At 67.6% G+C, this 23,647-nt stretch carries 17 protein-coding genes; 12 read left to right on the top strand and 5 right to left on the bottom strand.

The window, feature by feature from the left end:
- The first annotated feature begins 34 nt into the window (after positions 1–34).
- From araB to ACFWIW_RS07930, 10 genes are all read left to right on the top strand, one after another.
- The gene (gene araB / locus ACFWIW_RS07975; RefSeq protein WP_378367736.1) at positions 35–1,708 is read left to right on the top strand and encodes a ribulokinase; all 1,674 of its coding nucleotides are present in this window, start codon (positions 35–37) and stop codon (positions 1,706–1,708) included.
- Positions 1,705–2,391, top strand: a complete 687-nt coding sequence (locus ACFWIW_RS07970; protein WP_125782774.1) for an L-ribulose-5-phosphate 4-epimerase — start codon at positions 1,705–1,707, stop codon at positions 2,389–2,391. The genes araB and ACFWIW_RS07970 overlap by 4 nt, the downstream gene beginning before the upstream one ends.
- A complete protein-coding gene (gene araA / locus ACFWIW_RS07965) occupies positions 2,388–3,893 on the top strand; it encodes an L-arabinose isomerase (RefSeq protein ID WP_378367735.1) in 1,506 nt (501 codons plus the stop codon). The genes ACFWIW_RS07970 and araA overlap by 4 nt, the downstream gene beginning before the upstream one ends.
- 26 nt (positions 3,894–3,919) lie before the next feature.
- Positions 3,920–5,047: a multiple monosaccharide ABC transporter substrate-binding protein gene (gene chvE, locus ACFWIW_RS07960; RefSeq protein ID WP_378367734.1), complete on the top strand. Its 1,128-nt coding sequence runs from the start codon at positions 3,920–3,922 to the stop codon at positions 5,045–5,047.
- 4 nt (positions 5,048–5,051) lie between these two features.
- The gene (mmsA, locus tag ACFWIW_RS07955; protein ID WP_378367733.1) at positions 5,052–6,575 is read left to right on the top strand and encodes a multiple monosaccharide ABC transporter ATP-binding protein; all 1,524 of its coding nucleotides are present in this window, start codon (positions 5,052–5,054) and stop codon (positions 6,573–6,575) included.
- Positions 6,576–6,578: 3 nt separating this feature from the next.
- Positions 6,579–7,826 carry a multiple monosaccharide ABC transporter permease gene (gene mmsB / locus ACFWIW_RS07950; protein WP_378367732.1) on the top strand — a complete coding sequence of 416 codons (1,248 nt, stop codon included), beginning with the start codon at positions 6,579–6,581 and terminating at the stop codon, positions 7,824–7,826.
- Between the two features lie 128 nt (positions 7,827–7,954).
- Entirely contained in the window at positions 7,955–10,489 is a 2,535-nt protein-coding gene (locus ACFWIW_RS07945; RefSeq protein ID WP_378367731.1) for an alpha-L-arabinofuranosidase C-terminal domain-containing protein, read from the top strand.
- A gap of 2 nt (positions 10,490–10,491) precedes the next feature.
- On the top strand, positions 10,492–11,949 hold the full coding sequence (locus ACFWIW_RS07940; protein WP_378367730.1) for a family 43 glycosylhydrolase: 1,458 nt from the start codon (positions 10,492–10,494) through the stop codon (positions 11,947–11,949).
- Positions 11,950–11,971: 22 nt separating this feature from the next.
- Positions 11,972–15,706, top strand: a complete 3,735-nt coding sequence (locus ACFWIW_RS07935) for a glycoside hydrolase family 2 TIM barrel-domain containing protein (protein ID WP_378367729.1) — start codon at positions 11,972–11,974, stop codon at positions 15,704–15,706.
- Positions 15,707–15,810: 104 nt separating this feature from the next.
- Entirely contained in the window at positions 15,811–16,215 is a 405-nt protein-coding gene (locus tag ACFWIW_RS07930) for a hypothetical protein (protein ID WP_378367728.1), read from the top strand.
- Here the strand turns inward: ACFWIW_RS07930 and ACFWIW_RS07925 are convergent.
- Positions 16,193–16,747: a hypothetical protein gene (locus ACFWIW_RS07925; protein ID WP_378367727.1), complete on the bottom strand. Its 555-nt coding sequence runs from the start codon at positions 16,745–16,747 to the stop codon at positions 16,193–16,195. The genes ACFWIW_RS07930 and ACFWIW_RS07925 overlap by 23 nt on opposite strands.
- Before the next feature lie 230 nt (positions 16,748–16,977).
- On the opposite strand from ACFWIW_RS07925, the gene ACFWIW_RS07920 reads away from it, so the two are divergent.
- Entirely contained in the window at positions 16,978–18,327 is a 1,350-nt protein-coding gene (locus tag ACFWIW_RS07920; RefSeq protein ID WP_378367789.1) for an MFS transporter, read from the top strand.
- Positions 18,328–18,536: 209 nt separating this feature from the next.
- On the top strand, positions 18,537–19,790 hold the full coding sequence (locus ACFWIW_RS07915; RefSeq protein ID WP_378367726.1) for a DUF222 domain-containing protein: 1,254 nt from the start codon (positions 18,537–18,539) through the stop codon (positions 19,788–19,790).
- Positions 19,791–20,053: 263 nt separating this feature from the next.
- Here the strand turns inward: ACFWIW_RS07915 and ACFWIW_RS07910 are convergent, their stop codons facing one another.
- From ACFWIW_RS07910 to hpaD, 4 genes are read right to left on the bottom strand one after another with little or no spacing between them, the layout of a single operon-like run.
- Positions 20,054–20,992, bottom strand: coding sequence for a squalene cyclase (locus tag ACFWIW_RS07910; protein ID WP_378367725.1), 939 nt, complete (start codon positions 20,990–20,992; stop codon positions 20,054–20,056).
- 10 nt (positions 20,993–21,002) lie between these two features.
- Positions 21,003–21,770, bottom strand: a complete 768-nt coding sequence (locus ACFWIW_RS07905) for an HpcH/HpaI aldolase/citrate lyase family protein (RefSeq protein WP_378367724.1) — start codon at positions 21,768–21,770, stop codon at positions 21,003–21,005.
- Positions 21,755–22,540 carry a 2-oxo-hept-4-ene-1,7-dioate hydratase gene (gene hpaH / locus ACFWIW_RS07900; RefSeq protein WP_378367723.1) on the bottom strand — a complete coding sequence of 262 codons (786 nt, stop codon included), beginning with the start codon at positions 22,538–22,540 and terminating at the stop codon, positions 21,755–21,757. Before hpaH ends, ACFWIW_RS07905 begins: the two co-directional genes overlap by 16 nt.
- 9 nt (positions 22,541–22,549) lie before the next feature.
- A complete protein-coding gene (hpaD, locus tag ACFWIW_RS07895; protein ID WP_378367722.1) occupies positions 22,550–23,644 on the bottom strand; it encodes a 3,4-dihydroxyphenylacetate 2,3-dioxygenase in 1,095 nt (364 codons plus the stop codon).
- Positions 23,645–23,647: the final 3 nt, after the last annotated feature.

Here is a 23,647-nt window from a genome sequence, read left to right as displayed (position 1 = left end):
CAGAAATGTGAACGCTAACAGTGCGGGAGAAGAAGTGAGTACAAGGGAGCCGCTGGTCGTCGGCGTCGACTTCGGGACGCTGTCGGGCCGGGCCGTCGTGGTCCGCGTCCGCGACGGCGCGGAACTGGGCAGCGCGGTTTCGGAGTACCGGCACGGCGTGATCGACCGGATCCTGCCCCAGACCGGGCACGGTCTGCCGCCGGACTGGGCGCTCCAGGTGCCGTCGGACTACGTCGACGTCCTCCGCACCGCCGTGCCGGAGGCCGTCCGTGCCGCCGGGGCGGACCCCGCCGACGTGATCGGCATCGGCACCGACTTCACCGCGTGCACCATGGTGCCGACCACGGCCGAGGGCACGCCGCTGTGCGAGCTGCCCGAGTTCGCCGGGGAGCCGCACGCGTACGTGAAGCTGTGGCGTCACCATTCCGCCCAGCCGCAGGCGGACCGGATCAACGCGCTGGCGCGCAAGCGCGGCGAGTCGTGGCTGCCGCGCTATGGCGGACTGATCTCTTCGGAGTGGGAGTTCGCCAAGGCGCTGGAGGTCTTCGAAGAGGCACCCGAGGTGTATGCCCGGATGCGCCATTGGGTCGAGCTCGCCGACTGGATCGTCTGGCAGCTCACCGGGACCTACGTCCGCAACGCGTGCACCGCCGGGTACAAGGGCATCCTGCAGGACGGTCGCTACCCGAGCGCGGAGTTCCTGGAGGAGCTGGCGCCCGGCTTCGGGTCCTTTGTGGACGACAAGCTCGTCCATCCGCTGGGCGCTCTCGGCGCCAAGGCGGGGAGCCTGAGCGCTCAGGCGGCGGAATGGACCGGGTTGCCCGAGGGGATCGCGGTCGCGGTCGGCAACGTCGACGCGCATGTCACCGCGCCCGCCGTCCAAGCGGTGGAGCCGGGGCAGATGGTCGCGATCATGGGCACCTCCACCTGCCACGTGATGAACGGCGCCGAATTGCGTGAGGTGCCGGGGATGTGCGGCGTCGTCGACGGTGGGATCGTGTCCGGGAAGTGGGGTTACGAGGCCGGGCAGAGCGGCGTCGGCGACATCTTCGCGTGGTTCGTCGAACACGGCGTTCCGGCGTCCTATGTGGACGACGCCCGTGAAGCGGGGATCTCCGTCCACGAACTGCTCACGCGGCTCGCATCGGTACAGGAGATCGGCGAGCACGGTCTCGTCGCGCTCGACTGGCACAGCGGGAACCGTTCGGTGCTGGTCGACCACGAGCTGTCCGGCGTCGTCGTCGGGCAGACCCTCGCGACCCGCGCCGAGGACACCTATCGCGCGCTCCTGGAGGCGACCGCGTTCGGCACCCGCACGATCATCGAGACCTTCGACCGCGCCGGGGTGCCGGTCACCGAACTGATCGTCGCCGGTGGCCTGGTCAAGAACCCGCTCCTGATGCAGATCTACGCCGACGTCACGAACCTGCCGCTTTCCGTGGCGGGCTCGGCGCAGAGCCCCGCGCTGGGCTCGGCGATCCACGCCGCCGTCGCCGCCGGAGCGCACGCCGACGTCCCGGCCGCCGCGCTCGCGATGGGCTCGGTCCACCGGGCGGTCCACCGGCCGATCCCCGAGAACGTCAAGGCCTACAACGACCTTTACGCCGAATACGCCGCGTTGCACGACTACTTCGGCCGTGGGGCCAACGACGTCATGCACCGGCTCGCCGCCCGACGCCGTTCCGTCCGGAAAGGACAGCACCGATGAGCCTCGCCGTGGAGATCACGGACACCTTCGAAGAGCTGCGCGACACCGTCGCCCGGTTGCACAGCGAGCTGACCCGCTACGAACTGGTCATCTGGACCGCGGGCAACGTGTCGGCGCGCGTCCCCGGGCACGACCTGATGGTGATCAAACCGTCCGGGGTGTCCTACGGCGACCTGACCGCGGACACGATGGTCGTCACCGACCTGTACGGCGAGGTCGTCCACGGCGATCTGGCGCCGTCTTCGGACACGGCCGCGCACGCCTACGTCTACCGGCACATGCCGGAGGTCGGTGGCGTCGTGCACACGCATTCGACCTACGCCACCGCGTGGGCGGCGCGCGGGGAGCCGATCCCGTGCGTGCTCACGATGATCGCGGACGAGTTCGGCGGCGAGATCCCGGTCGGGCCGTTCGCGCTGATCGGTGACGACTCGATCGGCCGGGGCATCGTCGAGACGCTGCGGTCCAGCCGCTCGCCCGCGGTGCTGATGCGCAACCACGGCCCGTTCACCGTCGGCCGCACCGCGCGGGACGCGGTCAAGGCCGCCGTGATGGTCGAGGACGTCGCCAAGACCGTCCACATCGCTTCCGCGCTGGGCACGCCGGAACCACTGTCCGAACAGGACGTGGACCGGCTCTACGCGCGCTACCAGAACGTCTACGGCCAGCAGGGAGAGAAGTGAGCACACAACGCAAGACCGAGGTCTGGTTCCTCACCGGGAGCCAGGCGCTGTACGGCGAGGAGACCCTCGAACAGGTCGCGGGCCAGTCGTTGCAGATCCAGCGGATGCTGGCCGACACCGGCCGGATCTCGGCGGAGATCGTCGCGAAGCCGGTGCTGACGGAGCCGTCGGCGATCCGGCGCGTGATGCTCGACGCGAACGCGGACGACGCCTGTGTCGGCGTGATCGCCTGGATGCACACGTTCTCGCCGGCGAAGATGTGGATCACCGGCCTGGACGCGCTGCGGAAACCCCTGCTGCACCTGCACACCCAGCTCAACGAGGCGTTGCCGTGGCAGTCCATCGACATGGACTTCATGAACCTGAACCAGGCCGCGCACGGCGACCGCGAGTTCGGTTACATCCAGACCCGGCTCGGGGTGCCGCGCAAGACCATCGCCGGGCACGCGGCGGATCCGTCGGTCGCCGACCGGATCGACGCCTGGGTGCGCGCGGCGGTCGGGCGCCAGACGATCGGCTCGCTCAAGCTCGCACGGTTCGGTGACAACATGCGCGACGTCGCGGTCACCGACGGGGACAAGGTCGAGGCGGAACTGAAGTTCGGTGTCTCGGTGAACACCTACGGCGTCAACGAACTCGTCGCGCTGGTCGACGCGGTGCCCGACGCCGAGGTCGACAAGCTCGTCGAGGAGTACGCCGAGACGTACGCGCTCGCACCGGAACTGGCCAAGGCGGGGGAGCGGCACGAATCGCTGCGCTACGCGGCCCGGATCGAACAGGGCCTCCGCACGTTCCTGACGAACGGCGGTTTCGGCGCGTTCACCACGAACTTCGAGGATCTCGGTGGCCTGCGGCAGCTGCCGGGTCTCGCCGTGCAGCGCCTGATGGCCGACGGCTATGGCTTCGGCGGCGAGGGGGACTGGAAGACCTCCGCGCTGCTGACCGCGGTGAAGGCGATGGGCCGCGACTCCGAGCGCGGAACGTCCTTCATGGAGGACTACACCTACCACTTCGGGCCCGGTGAGCCGAAGATCCTCGGCGCGCACATGCTCGAGGTCTGCCCGAGCATCGCCGCGGCCAAACCTTCGTGCGAGATCCACCCGCTCGGTATCGGCGGCCGTGAGGACCCGGTCCGGCTCGTCTTCGACGCCGCCGCCGGTGACGCCGTCGTGATCGGCCTCGCCGACCTCGGCGACCGGTTCCGCCTGGTGGCCAACGAGGTCGAGGTCGTCGCACCGGACGAACCGCTGCCGAATCTGCCGGTGGCGCGCGCGGTGTGGAAGCCGGCGCCTTCGCTGGCGACGTCCGCCGAGGCGTGGATCACCGCGGGCGGACCGCACCACACGGTGCTCACGCAGGCCGTCGGCGCGGAAACGATCCGGGATTTCGCCACCATGCTCGACGTCGAACTGCTGGTGATCGACCAGACCACGACCCCTGCCTCGATCGCCGACCGGATGCGCTGGAACCAGGCCTATTACCGGCTCGCACAAGGATTCTGATCGGTCCCCACCGGAGAGAAGGAACAATGAAGTTCACGAAACTGGCCACACTGGCCGTGGCGGTCGGCCTCGGCGCCGCGCTCACGGCCTGCGGTTCGAGTGAGAAGACCGTCGATCAGCAGGCGGCCGCGGGAGGCGCCGCGGGCGGACTGGTCGGCGTCACCATGCCGACCAAATCGTCGGAGCGCTGGATCCACGACGGCAACAACATCAAGGCGGCGCTGGAGAAGCTGGGCTACCAGGTCGACCTGCAGTACGCCGAGGACGACATCCCCACCCAGGTGAACCAGATCGAGAACCAGATCACCAAGGGCGCGAAACTGCTCGTGATCGCCTCGATCGACGGCACCGCGATCACCACCCAGCTGCAGGAGGCCGCGGACAAGAAGATCCCGGTCATCGCCTACGACCGGTTGATCCGCAACACCCCGAACGTCGACTACTACGCGACCTTCGACAACTTCAAGGTCGGCGTGCAGCAGGCGACGTCGCTGCTCACCGGGCTCAAGGTGCTCAAAGAGGACGGTTCGCCCGGTGAGGGCAAGGGACCGTTCAACGTCGAGCTCTTCGCGGGTTCGCCGGACGACAACAACGCGACGTTCTTCTTCAACGGCGCCATGTCGGTGCTGAAGCCGTACCTCGACAACGGGACGCTGGTCGTCAAGAGCGGCCAGACCGCGTTCAACGTCGCGGCGATCCTGCGCTGGCAGGCGGCGACCGCGCAGCGGCGGATGGAAGACCTGCTGACCAAGACCTACAGCTCCGGCGACAAGGTGCAGGGCGTGCTCTCGCCGTACGACGGGCTCTCCATTGGCATCCTGTCGGCGCTCAAGAGCAACGGCTACGGAACGCCCGGCCAGCCGTACCCCGTGGTCACCGGCCAGGACGCCGAGGTCGCGTCGGTGAAGTCGATCATCGCGAACGAGCAGTACTCGACGATCTTCAAGGACACCCGCAAACTCGCCGAGACCACGGTCAAGATGGCCGACGCGGTGCTCAAGGGCGGCAAGGCCGAGACCAACAACACGACGGACTACAACAACGGCCAGAAGGTCGTCCCGGCGTTCCTGCTGGAGTCGGTGATCCTCAACAAGGGGAACTACCAGAAGGAACTCATCGACTCGGGCTACTACAAAGCGGAACAGCTGAGGTAGCGACGTGACCGACGAAATCCTTCGGATGCGGGGGATCACCAAGACCTTCCCCGGCGTCAAGGCGCTGCAGGACGTCAACCTGTCGGTGCGCCGTGGAGAGATCCACGCGATCTGCGGCGAGAACGGCGCGGGCAAGTCCACGCTGATGAAGGTGCTCTCGGGCGTCTACGTGCACGGCTCGTACGACGGCGAGATCGTCTTCGACGGCGAGCCGTGCGCGTTCTCCGCGATCCGCGACAGCGAACGCCGCGGCATCGTGATCATCCACCAGGAACTCGCGTTGTGCCAGCAACTGTCCATCGCGGAGAACATCTTCCTCGGCAACGAGAAGGCGCGCGGCGGGCTGATCGACTGGAACCGGACCAACGCCGAGGCCGGCGAGCTGCTGCGGCGCGTCGGCCTGCGGGAGAACCCGGTGACGCCGGTGCTCGACATCGGTGTCGGCAAGCAACAGCTGGTCGAGATCGCCAAGGCACTGTCCAAAGAGGTCAAACTGCTGATCCTGGACGAGCCGACGGCGGCGTTGAACGACGACGATTCGGCGCATCTGCTCGACCTGCTGCGCGGCCTGCGCGACGACGGCGTCACCTGCGTCCTGATCTCGCACAAGCTCAACGAGATCGCCGCGATCGCCGACTCGATCACCATCCTGCGCGACGGCAGGACGATCGAGACGCTGGACGCGAGCACGGTGACCGAAGACCGGATCATCGCCGGGATGGTCGGCCGGAAACTGGAGAACCGGTTCCCGCCGAGGGAACCGCGAATCGGCGACGAGGTCCTCCGGATCGAGGACTGGACCGTGCACAGCCCCACGCAACACGGCCGGGTCGTCGTCGACGGCGCGAGCCTGACGTTGCGGCGGGGCGAGATCGTCGGCCTCGCGGGGCTGATGGGCGCCGGGCGGACCGAACTCGCGATGAGCGTGTTCGGCCGCTCGTACGGCAAGGACATCTCCGGTCGCCTGATCAAGGACGGCAAGGAGATCGAAGTGCGCACGGTCGGCGACGCCGTCGCGAACGGGATCGCCTACGCCACCGAGGACCGCAAACGCTACGGGCTGAACCTCATCGAGGACATCCAGCGCAACGTCTCCGGCGCGGCGCTGGGCAAACTCGCCCGGCGCGGCTGGGTGGACGAGAACGAAGAACACCGTGTCGCCGAAGAATTCCGCAAGAGCATGAACATCAAGGCACCGGACGTGCGCAGCGTGACCGGCACGCTTTCCGGCGGCAACCAGCAGAAGGTCGTGCTGTCCAAATGGATCCTCACCGATCCGGACGTGCTGATCCTCGACGAGCCGACCCGCGGCATCGACGTCGGCGCGAAGTACGAGATCTACACGATCGTCAACCGGCTCGCCGACGAGGGGAAGGCCGTCCTGGTCATCTCGTCCGAACTGCCGGAGCTGCTCGGTCTGTGCGACCGGATCTACACGTTGTCGGCGGGCCGGATCACCGGTGAGGTCGGCCGGGCCGAGGCCACCCAAGAGGTCCTCATGCGGGCGATGACCAGGGAACAGGAGTAAGACATGAGCACCGCCTCCGCCGACACCGTCACCGGTGTCGGTGACCAGCAGGGAGCCGCGCCGGCCAGGGCGCCGCGCCGGATCTCGTTCAACCCGCGCGAGAGCGGCATCTACGTCGCGTTCGCGCTGATCGTCGTGTTGTTCTCGATCCTCACAGGCGGCGCGCTGCTGGAACCGCAGAACATCTCGAACCTGATCGTGCAGAACTCGTACGTGCTGATCCTCGCGATCGGCATGATCCTGATCATCATCGCCGGGCACATCGATCTGTCGGTCGGCTCCGTGGTGGCGCTGACCGGCGCGATCTCGGCCGTGCTGATGGTGAACCTCGGTGTGGCGTGGCCGATCGCGTTGCTCATCACCCTGGCCGTCGGCGCGGTGATCGGGGCGTGGCAAGGGTATTGGGTCGCCTACTTCGGGATTCCCGCGTTCATCGTGACGCTGGCGGGGATGCTGATCTTCCGCGCGCTGACGCTCACCGTGCTCGGGAACCAGGGGATCGGCCCGTTCCCGGACGAGGTGCGGACGCTGGCGAACGGGTTCACCGGCGGCTACCTCGGCAACATCGGGCTCGGCCCGCTCGGTGGCGCCGACGTGGTCAGCCTGCTGGTCGGTGCGCTGGCCATCGCGGGCGCGGTCGTCTCGCGGTGGCGCAAGCGGACGGCGCGGCTGAACTACCTGCAGGAGGTGGACCCGCTGCCGATGTTCCTGCTGAAGATCGTCGCGGCGGCCGCCGTCGTGCTGTTCGTGGTGGTGCAGCTGGCGCGGTACAAGAACCTGCCGTGGGTGCTGATCCTGCTGTCCGTGCTGGTGATCGGCTACTCGCTGGTGACGACGCGCGCGGTGTTCGGCCGCCACATCTACGCCATCGGCGGGAACCTGCAGGCCGCGACGCTGTCCGGCGTGAAGGTCAAGTCCGTGACGTTCTGGATCTTCGTCAACATGGGCGTGCTCTCCGCGCTCGCCGGGATCATCGTGGCCGGACGGCTCAACCAGGCCGGGCCGACCGCGGGCAACATGTTCGAACTCGACGCGATCGCGGCGGCGTTCATCGGCGGCGCCGCGGTGCAGGGCGGCGTCGGCAAGGTGGTCGGCGCGATCACGGGCGGACTGATCATGGGCGTGATCAACAACGGCATGTCCCTGATCGGCGCGCCGACGGAGAGCGTGAACCTGGTCAAGGGGTCCGTGCTGCTCGCCGCCGTCGCCTACGACATCTGGACGAAGCGGCGGGCCCGGACCGCCGCTTGAGGTGAGGCCGAGGAGGTTGCGAAAGCCACTTTCGCAACCTTCAACGTTGCGAAAGTGGCTTTCGCAACGCGGCCCGCGCTCCATACGCAGTTTCAGGGTTTCCTCGCAAAGAAGCGAAAGGAAGTGCTGTGCGCAGCAGATCAGCCCGGATCGGTGTGCTGTCCCTGACCATCGCCGCCGGTGTCCTCGTGCCCGTTCAGACCGCTTCGGGCCAGACACCGACGACCGACTACAGCCTCGCCGTGGACGCGGCGGGACGCGGTGCCACGATCGACCGTTCGATGTACGGCGTCTTCTTCGAGGACATCAACCGCGCGGCGGACGGCGGGCTGTACGCCGAACTCGTGCAGAACCGGTCGTTCGAGTACGACAAGGCCGACAACGCGTCGTACACGCCGCTGACGTCGTGGGCACCCACGTCGCTCAACGGCGGAACCGGCACGGCGACGGTGGCCGACGACGACCGGCGGCTCAACGACCGGAACCGCCGCTATCTCAAGCTCGACCTCACCGGCGGTGAGTACGGAGTCGCGAACTCGGGCTACAACTCGGGGATCCGGGTCGAGAAGGGCAAGCAGTACGACTTCTCGGTGTTCGCCAGGACGGATCGCGCGGCGGGCACCCCGCTCACGGTCGCCGTCACCGATCCGGCGGGCAAGGCGCTCGCCGATCCGCTGCGGGTCCAGGTCCGCGGCGACGGCTGGGTGCGCTACACCGGCACCGTCCGGGCGCGGGAGTCGAGCGCGCTGGGCAGGCTCGCGCTGACCGCGTCCGGCGGTGGCACGCTGCGGCTGGACATGGTGTCGCTGTTCCCGCGCGACACCTACAAGAACCGCCCCAACGGCATGCGGGCCGATCTCGCGGAGAAGATCGCCGCGCTCAAACCCGGATTCGTCCGCTTCCCCGGCGGCTGCCTGGTCAACACCGGCAGCCACTATGGCTACGAGGCGCCGAACTGGGAACGGAAGCGTTCGTACCAGTGGAAGGACACCATCGGCCCGGTCGAGCAGCGGGCCACGAACGCGAACTTCTGGGGCTACAACCAGTCCTACGGCATCGGCTACTACGAGTACTTCCAGTTCTCCGAGGACATCGGCGCGATGCCGCTCCCGGTGGTGCCGGCGCTGGTCACCGGCTGCGGGCAGAACAAGGCGACCGACGACCCGGCGCTGCTGCGGCGGCACATCCAGGACACGCTCGACCTGATCGAGTTCGCCAACGGCCCGGTCACCTCGACCTGGGGCAAGAAGCGGGCCGAGATGGGGCATCCGGCGCCGTTCAACCTGACGCATGTCGGCGTCGGCAACGAGGAGAACCTGCCGGACGAGTTCTTCGCCCGCTTCACCGAATTCCGCAAGGCGATCGCGGCGAAGTACCCCGGCATCACGGTGATCAGCAACTCGGGACCGGACGACACCGGCACGACGTTCGACCGGCTGTGGGACCTGAACCGGAACGCGAAGGTCTCGATGGTCGACGAGCATTACTACAACAGCCCACAGTGGTTCCTGCAGAACAACCAGCGGTACGACTCCTACGACCGCAATGGCCCGAAGGTGTTCCTCGGCGAGTACGCGTCACTGGACAACAAGTTCGGCAACGCGCTGGCCGAAGCCGCGTACATGACCGGGCTGGAGCGGAACGCCGACGTCGTCAAGCTCGCGTCGTACGCGCCACTGCTGGCGAACACCGACTACGTGCAGTGGAAACCGGACATGATCTGGTTCGACAACCAGCGGTCCTGGGCTTCGGCCAGCTACGAGACACAGAAGCTGTTCATGACCAACGTCGGTGATCACGTCGTCCCGAGCAAGGCCTCCGGTACACCGTCCACGGTCGCGCCCATCTCGGGTGCGGTGGGACTGTCCACTTGGGCGACGAGCGCGGCGTACGACGACGTCAAGGTCACTTCGGCCGACGGTGCGCAACTCTTCTCGGACGACTTCTCCGGTGACGATTCGCGCTGGACGAAGGTCGCCGGGCGGGGGTCGTGGGCGGTGTCGAACGGGGCGTACGTCCAGTCCGACCAGGCCGCCGAGAACACCCTGGTGACCGCGGGTGATCCCTCTTGGAGCAACTACGACTTCTCGGTGAAGGCGACCAAGACCGGCGGCAAGGAAGGCTTCCTGGTCGCGTTCGGCGTCAAGGACACCGGCAACAACTACTGGTGGAACCTCGGCGGCTGGAACAACACCGTCTCCGCCGTCGAGAAGACCGAAGGCGGCGGCAAGACGACCTTGCTCCAGAACGACACCAAGATCGAGACCGGCAGGCAGTACGACCTGCGGGTCGAGGTCCGGGGCCGCCAGGTGACGTTGTTCCTCGACGGACAGAAGTGGGGCTCGTTCACCGACGACAAGGTCGCGGAACCGTTCCGCCAGGTCGTCACCCGCGACGTCAAGACCGGTGAACTGGTGGTCAAGGTGGTCAACGCGCAGGCCGCCGCCGCCCGGACCCGGGTCGACCTCGGCACCCGCGTCCAGCCGGGCTCGACCGCCCGCGTGACGACGCTGCAGGGCTCGCCGGACGACGTCAACACCGCTTTCAGCACGCCGATCGCACCACGCGAGTCGCGGTTCTCCGGCGTGTCGAACACCTTCACGTACACCTTCCCGCCGAACTCCGTGACCTTCCTGCGCTTCCCGGCCCGAGTGAGGGGATGACCATGACCATCGACCGACGTGACCTGTTCAGAGCGGGTGGCGGACTGCTTGCCGCCACCGCCGTCGGAAGCTTGACGCCGGGCACGGCTCAGGCCGCCGAAACCGCTCCTACGTCGTTGACCACCCGGAATCCGCTGGTCGAGCAGCGGGCCGATCCGTTCATCACCCGGCCGGTGAACGGGATGTACTACCTGACCGGTTCGGTGCCCGAGTACGACCGCATCGTCGTCCGCGGCGCCGCCACGCTCGACGGCCTGGCCACCGCCAGGGAGACGACGATCTGGCGACGTCCGCCGTCCGGGAAGATGGGCGGCCACATCTGGGCACCGGAATTGCACCGGATCGACGGGCGCTGGTACGTCTACTTCGCCGCGGGCGACTCGGACGACGTGTTCCGCATCCGGACCTACGTGCTGGAGTCCACTTCGGACGATCCACGCGCGGGCACGTGGGTGCTGCGCGGGCAGATGGTGACGAAGTGGGACACCTTCACACTGGACTCGACGACGTTCGAACATCGGGGCAAGCGGTACTTCGCCTGGGCGCAGAGCGAACCCGGGATCGCGACCAACAGCAATCTGTACCTCGCCGAGATGGCGTCACCGCTGGCGCTCAAGGGCGACCCCGCCCGGCTCGCGGTGCCGACCCTGCCGTGGGAGATCCAGGGCTTCAAGGTCAACGAGGGGCCGGCGGTGCTCATCCGCAACGGGCGGGTGTTCATGACCTACTCGGCCAGTGCCACCGACGCCCGTTACTGCATGGGCTTGCTGACCGCGGACGAACGGTCGGATCTGCTCGACCCGCGTTCGTGGACGAAGTCGCCGCAGCCGGTGTTCACCACGAACGAGGCGACCCGGCAGTACGGTCCTGGGCACAACTCGTTCACCGTCGCCGAGGACGGCTCGGACGTACTCGTGTACCACGCCCGCGACTACCGCGACATCACCGGCGATCCGCTGTACGACCCGAACCGGCACACCCGGGTGCAGCGGCTGTACTGGAACGACGACGGGACGCCGAGTTTCGGTGTCCCGGTCGGCAAAGGCGGCCCTTGCGTGCGGCTGTCCCCGTTGGACGATCCCGCGTTGTACGTGCGGCACTACGAGTACCGGCTGACCGCGGACGGCAACGTCCGCGAGCTGGCCGATTCCCAGTTCCGCATCGTCGCGGGATTCCGCGGAGCGGGCACCGTCGCACTGCAATCGGTGAACTTCCCGGACCGGTACGTCCGGGTCGTGGACGCGACGACCGTGCGGATCGATCCGTACGACGAGAGCGACGCGTACGGCCGGGCGGCGAGTTTCACCCAGGTGCCGGGCCTTTCCGACCGGCTGGCGGTGTCGTTCCGCCTCCTGGGTGAGCCCGCCACCTATTTGGCCCACGACAAGGGAAGGATCTTGGTCTTCCGTCCCGGTACCGCCGTGCGGGATCGTCAACGGGTCAGCTTCCGGCTCAGCTGAACTCCCTGGGAGGTTGAACGCAGTGCTGCGAACACGCCCCATCGTCCTGGTCCTGGCGATGCTCGCCGGGACCCTCGTCGCGGCCGCCACTCCGGCGGCCGCGGACGTCCAGTCCTATCTCGACGATCCACGAAAAGTCTCCGAAGGACAGGAGCCACCGCACGCTTTCCTTAGGCCGTATGCGGACGTTTCCGCGGCGGCCCGCCGCGACGAACGGAGCCCGTACACGGTTTCACTCGACGGCAAATGGCGGATCGCCATGGCGGACAACCCCTCTCAGGTGCCGGAGGGGTTCCACGAGGACGGCTACGACGCGTCGCGCTGGCGCGAGGTGTCCGTACCGCACACCTGGCAGACGGACGGTCTGGACCATCCGATCTTCCGCAACATCGCCACCGAGATCCAGCCCGACGACCCGCCGCGTGTGCCGCGTGACGTCAACCCGACGGGCGCCTACGTCCGCGACTTCACCCTTCCCGCGAACTGGACGGAACGCGAGACCTTCCTGCGCTTCGAGGGCGTGACGTCGGCGTACTTCGTCTGGGTGAACGGGAAGTACATCGGCTACGACCAGGGCGGCTACACGCCGGCGGAGTTCGACATCTCGTCCGCGCTGCGGCCGGGGCCGAACCGGATCGCCGTGCAGGTGCACCGCTGGAGCGCCGGCGCCTACCTGGAGGACGTCGACCAATGGCGGTACTCGGGCATCTTCCGGTCGGTGACCCTGCACTCGACGCCGGGGACGTTCATCCAGGACGTCGGGCTGACGACCGACCTCGACGCTACCTACACCGACGCCACCCTCAAAGCCGCGGTCGAGGTCGCCACCAAACCCGGTGGGACCACGGGCAAGCATCGTGTCGGACTCAGTCTGCGTGACGCGGCGGGAAAGGAGGTCGGGACCACGAGCGGGGAGGTCGACGCGGGTGGCAAGACCGCGTTGAGCCTGCCCGTCCGGAACCCGGCGAAGTGGACCGACGAGACCCCGAACCTGTACGCGGCCGTCCTCACGCTGACCGCGCCCGACGGCCGCGTCACGCACATCACCAGCGAGACGGTCGGATTCCGCGAGATCGAGATCCGCGACAAGCAGTTGCTGGTCAACGGGAAACGGGTGCTGTTCAAGGGCGTCAACCGCGCCGAGACCGACCCCGATCACGGAAGGCACGTGCCCCGGCGCGCGCAGGAACGCGACGTCGCGCTGATGAAGCGGCTCAACGTCAACGCGGTCCGCACCTCGCACTACCCATCGGATCCCTATTTCTACGAACTGGCCGACCGGCACGGGCTCTGGATCGACGACGAGATCGACATCGAGACCCACAACCACGAGAACTGCGCCCGCTATTGCCAGGCGAACGACCCGGCCTGGCGGGACGCGTTCTTCGACCGCATGATCGGCATGGTCGAACGGGACAAGAACCATCCGAGCGTCTTCCTGTGGGACACCGGTAACGAGGCCGGTCTCGGCGCGCATCATTTCGCGCTGGCGGAATGGCTGGACGCGAACGAGCCGACCCGCCCGATCTACCACCAGTCGAACAGCCCGGACGGTGACGCGCCGTTCGCCGACGTCTGGGGGCCGCGGTATCCGTCGCCGGAGAAGTTCGCCGAGCAGGCGAAGAACACCACCAAACCGCTGATCTTCGGCGAATACGCCCACGCGATGGGCAACAGCCTCGGCAACTTCCGGGAGTTCTGGGACACGATCCGGGCGAATCCGCAGACCCAGGGCGGGTTCATCTGGGACTGGGCGGAACAGAACATCCGGCAGCCGATCCGGCTCACGCCCGACTCGTCGGGCAACGACATCTCGGCGCATATCAGTGGAAAGCCGGATCTGGTCGAAGGGCATCGCGGCAAGGCGCTGGGATTGTCCGGGCTGGATGACTTCGTCGAGGTCTACCGCGATCGGAAGCTCGACATAACCGGGAAGGCGCTGACCCTGGACGCCTGGGTGAAACCGGGCAAGTGGACCGGTGACTTCCGTATCCTCGGCAAGGGTGACCACCAGTACGCGCTGAAGATGAAGACGCAGGACACGCTGGAGTTCTTCATCCACAGTGGAACGTGGCAGGCGGTGCAGGCGAAGGTGCCGGCCGACTTCTACGGAAACTGGCACCGGGTGAGCGGCACCTACGACGGCACGGCCTTGCGGCTCTACCTCGATGGCAAGGAGGTCGGGAGCAAACCGTTCACCGGCGCGATCGACTCGTCCTCCGCGGAGGTGAACATCGGCCGAGACTTCGAGACGTCGTGGAACGACCCGTCCACCATCGGCTGGATGGGCCGCGGCGCCGTCGACGACGTCCGCATCTACGACAAGCCGCTGTCCGCCACGGAACTCTCCGGCACAGCTCCGGCGGGCGGGGCCGTTCTGGCGCTCGACTTCGACAGTGTCACGGAGCGGGGGAGTCACCTTTCGTACGGCTCCAGTCTGTCCGGTGTGGACGGTCTGATCGGTTCGGACCGTTCGGTGCAGCCGGAAACCGCGCAGATGGCCTGGGCGCATCAGCCGCTCCGGTTCGCCTACTCGGCTGGTTCGTTGTCGGTGACCAACGAACGGCAGTTCAAGGGCACCGACGAGCTGAACCTGCGGTGGCGGATCCAGGAAGGCTCGCGGATCGTCGCCCGTGGCGAACAGCCGCTGCGGGTCGCCGCGGGGTCGACCGGAAAGGTCGCCGTCCCGGTGCCGCCGAATCCCGGGGACCGCGAGCGGTTCCTCACCGTCGAAGCGGTGACGACCCAGGGCGAGCCGATGCTCGCGCGCGGACATGTCCTGGCGCACGACCAGTTCTCCTTGGGCGGCGAGCGGGTTCCGGGCCTCGACCGGACGCCGCTCGACGGGAAGTCCGTCGGAGTCGTCGAGGACGCGGCTTCGGTGACGGCGACGGCGGCGGGCGTCACGTATCGGGTGGACAAGGCCACCGGCACGCTGACATCCATCCGGCATCAAGGGAAGGAACTGCTGAGCGGCGGGCCGAGGCTCGACGCGTGGCGGGCACCGATCAGCAACGAGACGTTCGCCTGGGGCAGGGCCGAGGGTGAGGACTGGCGGAAGGCCGGGCTCGACCGGTTGAAGACGACGGTCACCGGAGTGCGGGTCGAGAAGGACGGCTCGCGCGGCGTTCGGGTGATCGTCGACAGCCGGGTCGCGGCGCCGGACGTCACCGGGGCGTGGTTCGACCAGACGATGATCTACGCCGTCGACCGGACCGGGACCTTGAGTCTCGGCAACCGGGTGATTCCGCAGGGGAGTGTGCGCACGCTGCCGTATCTGCCGCGGATCGGTGTCTCACTGGCGGTGCCGGACCGATATGACCGGTTCGCCTGGTATGGACGGAAAGCCGAGAGCTACGTCGACCGCAAGGACGGGACGCCGATCGGCGTGCAGTCGAGCACGGTGGACGAGCAGTACGTCGAATACCACCGGCCGCAGGACCACGGCAACCACACCGACAGCCGGTGGGCGCTGCTCACCGACGGCCGGACCGGTGGCCTGCTGGTCGGGGGCGCGAAGGACGTCAGCGTGACCCCGTTCGACGATCTCGACCGGGCGGCGTACCCGTTCCAGTTGCAGCGCAACAAGGGCTGGTTCACGTTGCACGCGAGCCACGCGGTGACCGGGGTCGGGGACACGCCGAACCCGGTGCGGGAACGCAGCCAGGTCCAGCCGGACAGCACGTACGAGTACACGCTGTCGCTTCGGCCGTTGACGCAGCAGGAAGCGCGGGCGGGGCTGCCGACCGGCGGCTGACCCTCGGGCCTCGTGAGTGGCAAGGACGGTTCTAACCGTCCTTGCCACTCACGAGTTGCGGCAGTCGCTAGTCTTGATCTTCGACTGCGAGGGAGACTGAATTCATGGCGGAATGGGCCGATCTGGTCGCGTTCGTACGGCACGAATATCGGGTGGTAAAGGACGAACCGGACGAAATTCGCATCCGGTTGTCCTACGGTGACGACGACTACGAAGAGCGGGCCCAGACCGTGGTCATCGCGCGGGAGATCTTCGACCGCCGCGAGGACTGGGTGCAGATCGCGACGCCTTTCGCGCGGGTCAGCGACGTCGACCTGGCGACCGTGCTGACCGAGATCGGCAACACCATCGTCGTCGGGGGACTGGTGGTCATGGGGGATCACCTGGTGCTGCGCCATTCCCTGCCGTTGGTGAACCTCGACATCAACGAGTTCACCGACCCGCTCGAACTCGTCGCGGGTTCCGCGGAGCTGCTGGAACAGCAGTTCACCGGACGTGACGACTACTGATCCCCGGGATCTCCTCGAAGGAGGTCACGCGTTCGCATTCCTCTTCCGTGAGCCTGTTGATCGCTGCCCGGTACGCCTGCGCTTGAGCCGTACCGGGCAGTTCGCCGTTGAGGAGAAGCGGAAGACCGAGTTCGAAACCGCAGCGAGCCCGTGCCCCGTAGCGGTGCCGGGCGCGGGCGACCGCGGTGGCGACGCGGAGCCCGTGCTCGGTGCCCGGCGGCGTCGCGGGACGGTCGGTTTCGACGGCGGCGAACCGGAAGCCGTCGGCCTGGTCGCATTTCTCGCAGCCGACGGGACCCGAGCCGAGGCGGCTACCGCAGTCGGCGCACGCCAGCCTGTCGTAGGCGGCGTCGACCACCCGCCACTCGAATACGGAAGTGTCGGCGACGACCGATTCGGCGAGGTCGGTTTCCTCCGTCGTCCCGGCGGCGACACCGTATTCCGCGAGGAACAGCCGCCAGCGGTCTTCGATGCTCGCCTCGACGGCCGTCAAGGCCTCGGCGGGGCGCCCGCCGCGGGGAAGAGCGGTCATGGACGGATTCTATTTCGTCCGGATGAGAGTGCAGGCGGTGACGAACGGGGCGATGTCCTCGTTCGTGGCGGCCTGGGGTGCGGTGGACGCCGGGCTCGGCTCGACCACGGCGGTGAGCACGGTCGGTCGGTGCCGAAGCCGTCGGCTCACCACTCGCGAACCGGGGAGGCCTTGTCACGGCGGGCGCCATCCGTGGCCCTATCGTGATCGGCCTACGCGGTTTGGGGGGCATGACATCTTCTCGATGGGGTGGCCTCGCGGCTCTGCTGGCGGGATTCTTCGTGCTCCTGCTCGACACGACGATCGTCGCCGTGGCGAGCCCGAGCATTCAAGCCGACCTCGGTGGGGATGTCTCGGCGCTGTTCTGGGTGACGGCGGGCTACCTGCTCGCGTTCTCGGTCCCGCTGCTGGTGGCCGGCAGGCTCGGCGACCTCTTCGACCCGAAGCATGTCTACCTTTTCGGCATGGGAGGCTTCGCCGTCGCCTCCGCGCTGTGCGGGATCGCGCCATCGATCGGATGGCTCATCGCCTTCCGGATCCTGCAAGGATTGGCCGCCGCCGCGATGTCCCCTCAACCGCTCACGCTGATTCGCCGTCTCTTCGCCGGCCATGAAAGAGGCCGTGCATTCGGTATCTGGGGCTCGGTCGCGGCGGCCGCCACCCTGCTCGGTCCGGTGCTGGGCGGACTGCTGACCGCGAGTCTGGATTGGCGCTGGATCTTCTGGGTCAATGTGCCGCTCTGCGCGGTGGCCGTGGTCATGGGCGTTCGCCTGATTCCGGGATGCCCAGGAGGCACCGCCCGTTTCGACCTGCTCGGCGCCACGTTGAGCACGGCCGGGCTGAGCCTTCTCGTCTGGGCTCTGCTGTCCTGGGGTTCGTTCTCGTTGCCCGCCGCGGCCCTCGCCGTCGTGCTCCTGGCCGGTTTTTGGTTTCAAGAACGCAGGCAAGGCACGGAGGCGCTCGCGCCGTTGCACCTGTATCGGTCTTCGGGGTACCTGTCCGCGAGCCTGGCGATGGCGTCGCTCGGCGCGACAGTCCTCGCGATGGCGCTTCCCACCATGCTCTACATCCAAGAAATACGAGGCTTCGGGCCGATCGAGGCCGCGATGGTCCTCGCGCCGGACGCCATCGTCGCGATCCTGCTTTCGCCGCAGGCAGGCCGTTGGGTCGACCAGGTGGGTGGGCGCAGGCCGGCGATCCTCGGCATGACCTTGCTCGCGACGAGTTTGCTGCTCATCGGGCTGGTGGTGGCGTTGAGCCTGAATCCATGGTGGATCTCGGTGGGGGCCGCGCTTTTGGGCGCTGCGAACGCGATGGCGTGGTCACCGCTGTCCGCCATCGCGATGGCGTCCGTCGAGCCGGACGCCGCGGGTGGCGCCTCGGGTCTGTTCAACACGGTCAGACAGGTGGGCGCGGTGGGTGGGGTCGCGGTGACCGGGGCGATTCTGGCGGGGCTGGAAGCCAGGCCGGGGTTGGCTTTCGGTGTGGTGTTCGGGTTTGTGGGGCTGGTCGCTGTTGGTGGAGTTGTGGCGGCGTTTCGGCTCCCGGGGAAGGTGAGTGAAACGGCTGAGGTCGGCTGATTCGGTTTGCCGTTTTTCGGCGAGTGAGTGGGTTGGCTCTGTTGCTGCTGGTAGTGGTGTTGCGGTCGTTCCTTGGCACTGTGGAACGCGAGGGTTACCGAGTCGGGCTGGCGGACTGAACGAAATCACTCTTCAGTGTTGTTCGTGCGGTTTTGTTGGTCGCTTAAAATTACGAACACGTGTTCGATAGAAAGTGGTATTATTGAGTGGTGTCCGAGACCTTTCTTCCCGAGTTGCCGCAGGAGCTGTGGCGTGCCGGCAAGCTGGAGCTTGCCCATGGCGTGCAGCAGTCCTTGCAGGTGATCCGGGTGGCGACTGCCGCGTTGGGGCGGTTCTTGGCGGAGATCGAGTCTCGGGGCGTCAAAGACTTGTACGGCCACGGCAGTACGGCCAGCTGGCTCGCGGATCTGGCGGGCTTGTCGCGCGGCGAGGCCGGTGCGGTGGTGAAACGGGCCATCGCGCTGAACCCCACCCGGACTCTGGATGGCACCGAGGTTCCGCCCGTCGCGCCCGCCACTGCCGCCGTCGCCGCCGAAGGACTGATCGGGAACGAACGGATCGATCAGATCCTGGAGATCCTGAAACGGCTCCCCGCCGACACGTCTGCTGAGGATCGGGCGACCGCGGAGAAGATCCTGGCCGACCTCGCCCCGAACGCTGGACCCGCACAGCTCACCAAGGCCGAAGCGAACCTGCTGGGCTGGCTCGACCCCGACGGCAAAGAACCCAAAGACCCCGAACCGAAAGAGCCACGCCGCGAACTCACCCTGGAACGCCGCAAGGACGGGTTCTGGAAGCTGACCGGCCTGCTCGACGACGAGACCGGGGCCCGCACCGCCGCCGCCCTAGAAGCACACGCCCGGCCACGCCCAGTCGACGAATTCGGGCAAGCCGACCTGCGGATGAAATGCGAACGCATGGGAGACGCCTGGGTTGATCTGCTGGACCTGGCGATCGCCTGCCCGGACCAGCCCGGCACCAGCGGCTACCGCACCCTCGTGAACGTCACCATCGGACTCGACGAACTCAAATCCGGCCTCGGCACCGCGTGTCTCGACTTCGTCGGCACCATGACCGCTCGGGAAGCGCGGCTCGCGGCCTGCGACTGCCTGATGTTGCCGGTCGTGATGAGCACCTCGGGTGAGCCACTGGATATGGGGCGCCTGAGACGGTTCGTCACGCCCGGCCAACGCAGGGCGCTCAACATCCGGGACGGAGGCTGCGCGTTCCCGGGATGCCACAGAAAGCCGAAGAATTGCCACGCTCATCATATTGAGCACTGGGCAGACGGCGGACCCACCGACCTCCGGAATCTCGTGCTGCTCTGCGGCTTCCACCATCGGTTGATTCACCACGGCGACTGGGAAGTACGCATAGCCGCCGACGGGCTACCGGAATTCGTCCCACCCCAATACCGGGACCCGCTCCGACAACCCCGCCGCAACACCCTCCATCACATCTGAACCATCGAGGAGCCCGCCAGCCACCCACCCAGGCGACGGGCCCCTCACCATGCCCGCAGGGCGAACTTCGGTGGCCAAGGCCGCGATCATCGAGTCTTACCCACCCGGATGGTCGGGTGAGCCCCAGGACAGAATCGCACCGCCTCCGATCACCTTTCCCTTGAGAGCACAGCAGGCTGATCACCACGGGACGCCAGCCCGGGAGGTGACAGAGGAGGCCTTCACGGCCCGGCCGGCCACAGCACCTCAGAAGGCGTCTGAGGCTAAGCCGCCGAATTCCACCAGTTCAGCACCCGGGTGCCATACAGCGTCAGCCACTTCGACGGCTCACCCGCCGCGACATCGACCTCGAACCACACCCGCCCGGTGTGCCGGTGGGCTTGCAGCCAGGTCCCGTCCGGCTGCCGCGCGGCACGGATGCGTTCGACGGCCTCGGTCATCCGGCGGTCCGGTGCCGTGCCGTCGTGCAGTGAGGCCTCACGGAAGTAGTCGGCCGCGTTCAGCACGTCGTAGAACCAGCGGAACGGGTAAGCGAACACCGTGATCCACGGCGCGATGACCGAACCGGTCGACAGTCGCCGGAACAAGCCGCGCTCCAGCAGATACTCCTCACCCGAGCGCCGCGCGGCCCGCGAAGCCGGAGTGCCGCCGGTGGCGGACTCGAAGGCGAGCAGGCCCTTGAGCGAGTTCAGCGTCGAGTGCACTGATGAACGCCGAGACCCCGAGACCCATTCGCAGTTCCAGCCACCGTCGGGTTGCCGATGCTCCGAGAACCACGACGCGAGTGGGGCGACGTCGGCGCCGAGCCACAGGCCGTTCGCGAGGGTCCACGCGTTGATGCAGCAGTCGACCTCGCCACCCCAGTACGGGAGATCGTCGTACTCCCACCGGCTGTTCCGAGCGAGGAGTTCGGCTGTCCCGCGCAGGACACCGGCGTCCATGCCCCACTCCCGCAGGGTGTTCAGCGACCACGTCGTCGCCGTCCAGGGCTGCCCGTCCTCCTGTCCGGTGAATCCGGCGGGGAAGAACGCGCCGCCCGCCCACTGGCCGTCCGGGTCCTGGTGGGCGAGCAGACGCGCGCCGAAGCCTTCGGTCGCGATCCGTGCCCGCGTCGCCTCCCAGACCTCGGCCGGTTCGTTGGCGAGATCGCGTTCCACCTGCCAGCGAAGGGCGGGATCGGAGTCGAGCAGCCACGGGATCATGCCCAAGACCTTAGGCCTGATGCCGCCGCGCGAGCGCCTCCGAACCTTGGGCGAGCAGCGTGACATCGGCGCCGACCAGGACGAACGAAGCGCCGGCGTCGAGATAACGCTGAGCTTGTGCCTGGTCGAACGCGTTGACGCCGACTGGTTTTCCCTGAGCAAGGACGGCCTCGAAAGTGCCCAAGACGGCCGCCGTGACATCGGGGTGCGTCTGCTGTCCGAGCAAGCCCATCGAGGCGGCCAGGTCGGACGGTCCGACGAACACCCCGTCGACGCCGTCGACAGCGGCGATCCCGGCGGCGGCGGCGACCCCCGCCGTCGACTCGATCTGGACGAACAGTGACGTGAACTGCTCGGCCTTCGCGAGGTAGTCCTCGACCCGGTTCCAGCGCGCGGACCTCGACAGGGCGCTGCCGACCCCGCGCACGCCTCGCGGCGGATAGCGGACCGCCCGCACGACGGCCTGCGCCTCTTCCGCGTTGTCGACCATGGGCACCAACAGGTTCTGCGCGCCCAGGTCGAGCAGTTGCTTCAGTGCGACGGCGTCACCGGACGGAGCGCGCACCACCGGCGTGATCGGATAGGCGGCGATCGTCTGCAGCAACGATTGCACGGTCTCCAGCCCGGCGGGGGAGTGCTCGGTGTCGACGAGCAGCCAGTCGAGCCCCGAGCCCGCGCAGATCTCCGCGACGACCGGGCTGCCCGACGTGACCCACATGCCGATCCGCGGCCGCTCGCCCAGCTGATCCCGGAACGGCGGATCTAGACGAAGCGGCATGTGATCGCCCCCAGCTCCCGGTAGTCGGCGGTCACGGTGTCGCCCGGGTGCACCCACATCGGCCGTGTGAACGACCCGGCCAGCACGATGTCGCCCGGATCGAGTTTGTCACCGTGCTGGGCGAGTTTGTTCGCCAGCCAGGCGACGCCGTTCGCGGGATGGTTCAGCACCGCGGCGGCGACACCGGATTCCTCGATGGTTTCGTTGCGGTACAACAGCGCCGACACCCACCGCAGGTCGACGGCGTCCACGGCGACAGGGTTGCCGCCGTAGACCATTCCGCCCATGGCCGCGTTGTCGCTGATCGTGTCCACGATGGTCCGGCCCGCCATCTCGATCCGCGACGACAGGATCTCCAGCGCGGGCACGACGTATTCGGTCGCCCGTAATACGTCGAACACCGTGGTGTCCGGCCCGGCGAGGGAATCACGGAGCACGAAGGCCAGCTCGACCTCGATGCGGACGTTCGAGAACCGGCTGTGCTCGATCACGGAGCCGTTCTCGAACACCATGTCCGCGAAGATGGCGCCGTAGTCGGGTTCGGTGATCCCGGTGGCGGCCTGCATGACCTTCGACGTGAGCCCGATCTTGCGCCCGACCGGACGGCGTCCCGCCGCGATACCCCGGCGCCGCCATTCGTTCTGCACGGCGTACGAGTCCTCGACGGTCATGTCCGGATAGCGCGCCGTCAGCAGCGGGATCGTCTCCCGCGCCTCCTCCGCGGCCGCCAGTTCGTCGGCGATCGCGGTGATCGTTTCCTGTTCGAGCATGTCCCCGCCTCAGAGCTGGTTGCCGAGTTTGTACTCGCCCTGTTTCCAGGCCGGCAGTTCGCCTTCGTCGTCACCCTTGCGGGTGTAGGAGAAGCCGTCGGCGCCGATGGTGACCTCCAGCTCGCTGTCGTCGGTCCGCGCCACGACGGGTTGCGGCTTGCCGTCGAGGTCGAGCACCAGCGAGGCGTCGGTGTACCACGACGGGACCACCGGCGTGCCCCACCAGTCGCGGCGCTGGTTGTCGTGCACGTCCCAGGTGACGACCGGGTTGTCGGGGTCACCGGTGTAGTAGTCCTGCGTGTAGATCTCGACGCGGTGCCCGTCGGGGTCGCGCAGGTATAGGTAGAACGCGTTGGAGACGCCGTGCCTGCCCGGTCCGCGCTCGATGTGGTCCGACATCCGCAGCGAACCGAGTTTGTCGCAGATGGACAGGATGTTGTGCTTTTCGTGCGTGGCGAAGGCGACGTGGTGCATCCGCGGCCCGTCGCCGCCGGTCATCGCGGTGTCGTGCACGGTCGGCTTGCGGCGCATCCAGGCCGCGTAGGTGGTGCCTTGTTCGTCCTGGATGTCTTCGGTGACCCGGAAGTCGAGGTCTTCCATATGCTTCACCGCGAGCGGGACGTCCGGCGTGACCTGGTTGAAATGGTCGAGCCGGACCAGCGCGCCCGGGACGTGCAGGTCGTAGCGCCAGCTGAGCCTGTCGACGTGCTGGACGTCGTGGAAGAACTCGAGCGGGAAGCCGAGCGGGTCCTGCACCCGCACCGAGTCCCCGATGCCCTTCGTGTAGCCATCCGCACGGCGTTCGACCCGGCAGCCCAGTTCGGTGTAGAACGCGACGGCCTTGTCCAGATCCTCGGGTGCCCGCACCCGGTACGAGAAGGCGGCGACCGCCGCGACCGGTCCCTGGCGCAGCACGAGGTTGTGGTGGATGAACTCGTCGATCGTACGGAGGCTGACCGTGGTCTCGTCCTCTTCGGTCACTGTCAGGCCCAGCACGTCGGCGTAGAAAGCGCGCGAACGCGCCAGATCGGTGACGACGAGTTCCATGTACGCGCAGCGCAGGACGTCCGGCGGCGGCGATTTCGGGGTGGGGATCGGCTTCATTGC

The sequence above is a fragment of the Amycolatopsis sp. NPDC058340 genome (assembly GCF_042723975.1).
In the GTDB taxonomy this organism is placed as follows: Bacteria; Actinomycetota; Actinomycetes; order Mycobacteriales; family Pseudonocardiaceae; genus Amycolatopsis.
The sequence above is the reverse complement of the archived record's forward strand: the minus strand, read 5'-3'. Positions and strand labels throughout refer to the sequence as shown.